7 protein-coding genes and 1 pseudogene are annotated in these 7,950 nt (G+C 60.0%); 1 reads left to right on the plus strand and 7 read right to left on the minus strand.

Translation table 11 applies throughout. From position 1 onward, the window contains the following. Nucleotides 1–38 precede the first annotated feature (38 nt). The 7 genes and pseudogenes from DFR51_RS00130 to DFR51_RS19565 form a co-directional block, all read right to left on the minus strand. Nucleotides 39–338, minus strand: coding sequence for a hypothetical protein (locus DFR51_RS00130; RefSeq protein ID WP_121047049.1), 300 nt, complete (start codon nucleotides 336–338; stop codon nucleotides 39–41). Continuing rightward, nucleotides 335–814, minus strand: a complete 480-nt coding sequence (locus DFR51_RS00135) for a hypothetical protein (RefSeq protein ID WP_121047050.1) — start codon at nucleotides 812–814, stop codon at nucleotides 335–337. Before DFR51_RS00135 ends, DFR51_RS00130 begins: the two co-directional genes overlap by 4 nt. Nucleotides 815–822: 8 nt before the next feature. Then, nucleotides 823–2,562, minus strand: a complete 1,740-nt coding sequence (locus DFR51_RS00140) for a DUF885 domain-containing protein (RefSeq protein ID WP_121047051.1) — start codon at nucleotides 2,560–2,562, stop codon at nucleotides 823–825. A 10-nt stretch (nucleotides 2,563–2,572) separates the two neighbouring features. Continuing rightward, nucleotides 2,573–3,040, minus strand: coding sequence for a hypothetical protein (locus tag DFR51_RS00145; RefSeq protein WP_121047052.1), 468 nt, complete (start codon nucleotides 3,038–3,040; stop codon nucleotides 2,573–2,575). A 155-nt stretch (nucleotides 3,041–3,195) separates the two neighbouring features. Then, nucleotides 3,196–5,388: a TonB-dependent receptor gene (locus DFR51_RS00150; RefSeq protein WP_243445480.1), complete on the minus strand. Its 2,193-nt coding sequence runs from the start codon at nucleotides 5,386–5,388 to the stop codon at nucleotides 3,196–3,198. A 50-nt stretch (nucleotides 5,389–5,438) separates the two neighbouring features. Continuing rightward, nucleotides 5,439–5,693: a hotdog family protein gene (locus DFR51_RS19250; RefSeq protein WP_243445479.1), complete on the minus strand. Its 255-nt coding sequence runs from the start codon at nucleotides 5,691–5,693 to the stop codon at nucleotides 5,439–5,441. 34 nt (nucleotides 5,694–5,727) lie between these two features. Beyond that, nucleotides 5,728–5,979: pseudogene (locus DFR51_RS19565) on the minus strand (MaoC/PaaZ C-terminal domain-containing protein); the annotation flags it as partial. 747 nt (nucleotides 5,980–6,726) lie between these two features. Between DFR51_RS19565 and DFR51_RS00155 the strand changes: the two are divergent. After that, a complete protein-coding gene (locus DFR51_RS00155) occupies nucleotides 6,727–7,476 on the plus strand; it encodes a TetR/AcrR family transcriptional regulator (RefSeq protein ID WP_160119006.1) in 750 nt (249 codons plus the stop codon). Nucleotides 7,477–7,950: the final 474 nt, after the last annotated feature.

The following is a 7,950-nucleotide window of genomic DNA, read 5'->3' on the forward strand; positions in this document are numbered from 1 at the left end:
GCACTGGACGACCTCAGCCCCGCGCAGTTCGAGGAGCATCACGCCCGCGCCATGGTCAAATCAGCCGCATAGCCTCTCTCCGACCCAAGGGGCCCACTCCACAATTGGTCCAGAAAGCTGACATCGCCGGGGCGAAGTGGCATGCAACTATGATTGTCCCACAGCAGATTATCACGCACCAGCCGAAGCGCCTTCGCCGACGGCTGCAAGCCAGATGGTTCCGGCAACGATAGCGGCATTGGGTCGGCCGGTCCCGCCAGCGCCGCATCAAGAGCGACAAAGCTGGTCGCCGCGCCGACCACCAGCGCCCCTCCGAGCAAGCTGCGCCGGGCGATCATTGGCTGGCCTCGAGCCGTGCTCGTTCCCCTTCCCAATAGACCTTCAAGTCCTTGTCCTGAAGGGCGACCAGTGCACGCACCCTGGCCGCCATCTGCGCCGGAGTCGGCACCTCCCCGGGTGCCGATGGTAGGTCCTGAGCCGCGTGCACGATCAACTGAAAGTCCGCGCCCGTGCCTGAAGGCCGTACCGCATAGGTGACCTGACATTCCGTGCCGTTCGAATAGGACGCGGTGAGCGCGAGGAACATCTTCGAATCGTCGATCGTGGTGTAGCGCGCAATGACTTGATCTACCTTGCCCGACGGTCCCAACTTGCTAATCCGCGTGCCGCCCAGATAGGCCAAGGGATCATCGGCTATCGGGACGACGTTGAACCCCGAACTGGAAAACTTTTCGCCCTTGACGTAAAGGCGCTTTAAATCGGCCCAAAGAGCGCTGGGCAGCACGTTGAAGTGCAGTTCGAAATTTTCAACCATTGTCGGTCTTAGCGTCGGGGGACTTCCCGCGCTATCACCGGCGCGCGTTCGCCAAGGACATGGGCGCGCAGGACCGCCATCGGCAACGGCCCATGCTCGATGACCTCGCGGTGGAAGCGGCGGATGTCGAAGTCCTTCCCTGCCTGCTTTTCAGCGTCGCGGCGAATGGCGGCAATCTCGACAGCACCAGCGCCGTAGGAGAGGGCCTGGCCGGGGATATCGGTGCCATAGCGCAATAGGTCCGACTCGATCTCGGGTTCAGAGATGAACGTATTCTCGCGCAGGAATTTGGCGGCTTCGGCGAGCGTCCAGCCGTCATAGTTAAGGCCGACATCGACAACGAGCCGGCTGTAGATCTGGGCATTCATCATCAGCCGACCCAGCAAGTCACGGTCATCGGGATAGGCCTTCATGTCGCGCGCCAGGTTTGACGCATATTCGGCCCAGCCCTCGGCATAAGCGCCGATATTCAGGGTGCGGCGAAAGCTCGGCAGGGCGGTATTTTCGAGCTGGCTGGCGACCTGGAGATGATGGCCGGGCATCAGTTCATGGAAAATCAGGCCACAGGCATTAAACTGCGATCTTTTGTCAAGATTGCTGCCGTTGAAGCGGTACTCGCCTTCCGGCCGGTCGGGGATGGGCTGTTCATAATAGCCGTAGGTCATGCCCGGCTCGAGCGCCGGATCGAGACGGCGCGTGTGATAGGGCGCGTTTGGTAGCGGATCGAACCAGGCCGGGAGCAGCGGCGCAATGCGATCCATGCAGTGCTGGTAGCGTGCCGCAAGCTCCTCGGGTGTCTTGACGAAGAACCCCGGGTCGGTCTCGACGAAATGCTTCAGCCCGGCATGGCCACCGGTGATGCCGAGCCTGTCAGCAAGCGACGCGAGTTCGCGGCTGTTGCGCGTCAGCTCTTCGCGGCCGATCGCCGCCAACGCCTCGGGGGTCGTCTCCATTGTCGTATAGCTTTTGACGAGCTGCCGATAATAGGCCTTGCCTCCCGGATATTGCGCGAGACCGGCATTGACGGGGGCCCGTGCGAGATAGTCGGGACCGAGCACCCCGCTGACCCGGTCAAGCGCCGCCAGAACCGCCTGTGTTTCTGCAGCGGCCTGCCCCGCAAATGCGGGCGATGCGGACCGGGCCGGTTTCGCCCAGGCTGCTGCTTGGTCGCGTAGCGCCACCAGCGCCTTCAACGCGCGGGGCACCTGCGCCTGGGGCATGAAAATGCCCTTCGCGGCCTGGCGCCGCAAGCGGTCCGCCATCGCGTCGAGCTGGCGCCCGACCGAACCGACAAGCGCCAGATAGGCAGCCTCATCCGCCTTGGTCTGCAACGGATTGGCAGCGAGCGCCGTGCCGACAAAGTTGAGCTCCGACATGCCATAAGGCCCTGGGAAGACGAAGGCGTCGCCAGCCAGCGCGGTCGCCGTATCGTCGAGTTGCCAGCGCAGCACCGCCGCGGTCAGCCGTTCCTCCGTTGTCAGCCCGGCCACCGGAACCGCCGAAAGTCTCGCACGCACGCCGTCGGCATAGGCAACCTCCCGCTCCAGATCGGCGCGGTCGCGGACCGGCAGCGCCCCGGCAACCTGCCCGAGCGAGACCTGGCCATAGACGTCGCGTTGGAGCGCATGTGCGCCATAGTCGCGGGTCAGTGCAGCGAGCGCAGCCGACGCACCGGGGTCCGCGGCGGCCGCCAGCGCCGTACTGCTCCACAGGAGGCCGATGGCAAGGACGTATCGGATTCGCATCATGTTGGTTTCCTCAGGCTGGGTGGACGGCGTCGCCGCGAAGGACAAGGGCGCGTTCGGCGTGGGTGAGGCTCGTGCGCGTGGCCCGGCTCCCCCACCACATCATCAGGGCGATACCTGTCCAGCCGGCGAGCGCGAGCGATTCAGCTGGGATGGCACCTTTGGCGGCGAACCAAGGCTGGATCAATGCGACACCGGCGATAACCAACGAAGCGGCTGCCGCCGTGATGACAAGTGGCCGTCCGTCCGGTGCGACAAAGGCGGCCGGCAGCCGCGCCGCCATCTCGGCATAACAGAAGGCGACTAGCAGCACTGCAAGCCCACCCAGCCCAAGCGCCAGCTCAGCGCCACCCGGCCCCGCCTGCCCCACGGCATCGCCGAGCACCACGATCCAGCCAACGCCGACAACACTGCCGAACGACATGGCGAAAAACTGCCGCGCCGAAATCGACCGAACCAACTTGCGTCCATCACCCGGCATATGTGTTGCCCCCCTCGACTCCGATGATGACTGGACCGGCGGGTTGCATCAACGTTCACCGGTTCCAGAAACAGCGACGTCGCCTATTTGCGTAATATGACGCCGCGATAGCGATTGACAGGGGGCGGCAATGTTACTGCAGCCCCCCCTGCTGGTCAGTAGCTGAACTTCACCTCGATACCATAAGTGCGCGGCTCGTTGAGCTGGATCAGTTTTTCGCCGATCGGCGGCACGTTGAAGAGATCGAACACGCGGGTCTTGTAGGTCTTGTCGGTGAGGTTCTTTCCCCAAATGCTGATCTTCCAGCGTTCGTTCGGCGCGCTGAGCGAGGCGCGCAAGTTGAAGAGAGTGTAGGGCGAGACGCGGCCGTCGAGGTCGATCGTGTTGCCGGTCGGCGGGATGAGATAGGTCTTGCCGCGCGCCAGCATTTCGCCGAACACCGAGAACTGGCCGAGGCTCGTTTCGGGGAAGCGATACTCGGCGTTGACATTCGCGGTGTATTCCGGCGCGAACGCGGTCGGCCCGCGCCGGACATTGTTGTTGAAGCGCGACTGCAGCAGCGCGCCACTCACGCCGAGCGTCAGCCCTTCAACCGGACGGATCGTCGTGTTGACCTCGATGCCCAGGCTATAGGCCCTTCCGCCGTTTGTGATTGTCGGGTTGAAACGCGGCGGCACGATCTGCGCCACCTGGACGTTCGTCCAGTCCATGTAGAAGATGGCAGCGTCGTAAGTGATGAGCCGGTTCGCTGCCTGCCCCTTGAAGCCGAGCTCGTAATTGGTGAGCTTCTCGGGCTTGAACGCGATGCCAGTGGCGTCGCCGAGCGCATCGTTGAAGCCGCCACTCTTGAAGCCGGTGCTGATCGTAGCATAGGTCATGAAGTCGGGGCTGACGCGGTACCGCGCGGTAACGCTCGGCGTGAACGACGTCCAGCTGTCGCTCGCCTTGATCGCAACATTGCCGCCGAGCAGCGCGATCGGGTCTGACTGGGTATAGTCGATCGATTTGTGGTCGCGGGTGTAGCGCGCGCCGGCGGTGATCTCTATGCTGTCGCCGACCCGAACGTTGACGTTTGTGAAGCCAGCGATGCTTTTAGTGTTCAGCGTGCCGTCTGAGCCGGTAACGAGACCGGAAAGGGTAGGATCGCCGAACAGCGCGGCGAGATCGGGGCCGACCTTGACGAAGCTCTGGTTCGCCGATTTTTGGCGATAGAGATAGAGCCCGGTGATCACGTCAACCCGGTCGGTGCTGATCGCCGCGCGCAACTCCTGGGAGTCGCGCGTCACCCGCTCGGGATCGCCGTCAGTCAGCAGCCGGACGGCGCCGCGACCAGTGTCACCCTCGCTGAAATAGCGGTGAAAATGGTGCGAAGTGATGCTCGTGATGTCGATGCCGCCGATCTTCGTCTTGAACGTCGCAGTGACGTTGCTGGCGTTTAGCGTTTCGACGTTGCGGATCGCGGACTGGACGACGCGGTCGAACGGATCTCGGTTAAGCGGGATGTCGCGCGCGGTCTGGAGGAAGCTGTTGGTACCAACATTCGGATTGGTGTTGTATCGCAGCACCTCGAACGCGAGCGGGCTCTGGTCGACTTTTTGATGGTCGCCGCTGATCAGCAGCGTCGTGTCGGGCGACAGGATGAAGTTCAGCGCGCCCCGGACGATCCACGAATTGAGCGTGTTCGCGTCCTCGTTGCGGATTTCGTTGAACGAGATGCCGTCGCGCTTGTTGAATATACCCGAGATTTTCGCCTGCACCACGCCCGGCACGATCGGGCCGGACACCGAGGCGCCGAGCCGTTTGTAATCATAATTTCCGTATGTGCCGGTGACCGAAGCATTGAACTCATCCGACGGCTTGGTGGTCGTGATGCTGATCGCTCCCGCCAGCGTGTTGCGGCCGAACAGCGTGCCCTGCGGGCCGCGCAGCACCTCGACCCGCTCAATGTCGTAAAGGTCGACGCTGGCACCGGCGCCCTGACCGACGAACACTTCGTCGACATAATAACCGGCCGCCGGATCGGCACCCGCCGAACCCGACGATGAGATGACGCCGCGGATCGAAGTTGGCGAAAGCTTGATGTCGCCAAAGTCACCGAAGGTCAGGTTCGGGGTGCGACGCGCGATGTCCGCGATCGAGGTCATGCCCGAGCGCGCGATATCGGCCGATGAAAACGCCTTGATCGACAGCGGCACAGACTGAATTGACTCGTTCTGTTTGCGGGCGGTGACGACTATCTCGCCGACCTCTTCGCTCGCGGTCTTGCTGGCGGCCGGGGCCGACGTTTGCGCGGCTACCCCGGTGGACGCAAGCAACGCGATTGCGCCGGCGATCGCCGACGTTTGCATAATGGAGATGATTCTTAGAGCCTTCATTATTGCCCCCCCTTTTTTAAATGTCACGTCGTCCGCGCGGTCCTCATTCGGTCCGCTCGGTTCGGCATCCACGCCGACAGCCACTCGGCCACGAGAGCCGGCTTGTTCTGACCCTCGATCTCGACCTTCGCCTCGAAGGTCACAGTGCGCTTGCCGTTGGGACGATCTTCGACGCCGAGCACGCGGAACGCGCCGCGAATGCGCGCATTTACCGGCACCGGCGTAACAAAACGGATACGGTTGAACCCGTAGTTGAAGTATATTGCCTGAGACGGCACCGGTCGGGCGCGGCACCTTGTTCGCCGAATGGATCATTGCGACGAGCATGCTCAGCGTGAAAAAGCCGCGCAGAATTGTGCCGTTGAACGGGCCATATTCCTCCGCCCAGGCCGGATCGACGTGCATCGGGTCGGGATCGAACGTCAGCGCCCCGAATGCGTCAAGCATCTGCTGCGTGATCGTGAACCAGTCAGACCAGCCAAGATCCATGCCCGGGGCGTAGCGGTTGAATGCAACGCCGACTGAATCGAACGTCAGCGGGGCGGGGCTGGCTGAATAGGCCATTGAACTCCTCCGGACGCGCGGCGATCACGCGCTATGTCGAAATAACAATATGCTAAATATGATATAAATCTCATATCTGTAGCGTGTCAATTAAAATGAATCCTTTCTCATATTTTTTTAGGACTGGAGACCTCGAAGAGCCAGACGGTTTTGCCTTGATTTGCTCGCGGCGATGAGGGTGGCAGCCATGGCACGGGCTGATTGTTGGATTTACGTTTGATTCTTGGGTAGTCGGCCTCATCTCTGGTCCTGTCATTGTGAAAAAGATCAGCTCTTTTGCATCAGGGCAGGCCAGCCTGCCCTGATGATCTGCCAAGAACTGTGCGGCGTTATGCGCACGCCTCGAGGCGATCGACCTTGTCCGCCAGTTCCTTCACCGGCTCAATCAGCAGGTCGACGAGATTGCCGTACCCTCTGCGCGTCAGCCTCGAGCTCATTCCCAAGCGCTTCAAAATCCAGATCAGCTAACTATGCAATCGGACCAATCATCGCGGGCAGTCCATTATCGCATCTAGGCGGATGATCTCGGGCAAAGAATTGAAATAGCCAAACGGGCTTGCTGCTTTGCAAGGTCTGGCCATCACAAACCCCTACCCTCTTACTGACTCGCGTTGCAATCAGATGAACTTGCTTTGACAGTACCCCCCCCCGGGGCCTGCCCGCTGGGTCCGGCCCTGTTTGCCAAGATTTCGATAGGGGTATAAGCACGTTGCTATAACTTACCGCAAACGGTGGAGCAAAAACCCGGTGCAGCCTCGGACTGACGATCTTTCCTTTACCAAGTATCTCGAACGCCGTCTTCAGGAGGCTCCTCCTCCGCGAAAGTCTCAAAGAACACGCGAAAGGCTTAAGATTGCTGCCGCTCAATTGCTCGCGTCAAGAGGTTATCATGAAATATCTTCCGGAGCGGTAAGCGCTGAGGCTGGGCTCGCGGAGGGATCATTTTATATTTATTTCAAAGACAAGGTAGATGTTACGCGAACTGTTCTAGATGAATTTGCAGATAATTTTGTAGGCCCCCATCTTGCGGCTTCCGCAAAACCAGCTGCTTCGGCCTTTGAAGCTATCCGCAACAGTAACCGGCTTTGGATTGATCTAGCTTTCGATAATCCTGGCCTGTTTCGATGCCTGCTCCAGTTCGCCGATGAAGACTCCGCATTTGGTGCCAAAATGCAACGCAGAAACTTCGAATGGCATATACGAATTGCGCGCTCGACTTGGCATAATAATAGCAGCGAGGAATCAATACTTCTTGTATATTTGCTGGGCGGAATGGTGGATGACTTAATCCGTAAACTAGTCGTTTATTTGGATAAACAACTGCAACAGTTTTTGGTTGATCTTCGGATAGATCGGGATGGTTTGGTGGATGTGGTCAGCTTGGTTTGGCTAAAAATTTTGCATCCTTACGAAACCTTCCCGTCTGACATTTCTGAAAAGTCTCAACGGATCGCCGAGCTGCTGACCGCAGCTCCGCGAAAACGTCAGAGACGATAACGGACTTCCGCACAAATTGTGCGCGGACGGTTTGTTGCAACCGGGGCCACCCAGGCAATTCTGCGCATAATGGGATAACGTCCGCATAGTGCGCATGTTCATTCAACATTTTTTGGCGAAAACGGCTAGCTCCCAGTCGTTAAGGTGAAGTCTCGCGCGCGCCGGCAACAGTATAACTCCGCCTCAAGCGATTGACAGAGTTTGGTCTGCTCAATGCGTCGCTTGTGTAGCCAAAATCAGCGTTGACAAAAGCCAGGTTGCTTTTGAGATCAAAATCATATTGCACCGCCCCACTGAAAGTCCATCTGGGCACTTGCCGCACGCGCGATCCAACCGGCGAACTGACCCTATCCCGTAAAATGTGACCTTTTAGTGGAGTGGGCCCCTTGGGTCGGAGAGAGGCTATGCGGCTGATTTGACCATGGCGCGGGCGTGATGCTCCTCGAACTGCGCGGGGCTGAGGTCGTCCAGTGC

This window comes from Sphingosinicella microcystinivorans (assembly GCF_003634215.1).
Lineage (GTDB): Bacteria > Pseudomonadota > Alphaproteobacteria > Sphingomonadales > Sphingomonadaceae > Sphingosinicella > Sphingosinicella microcystinivorans.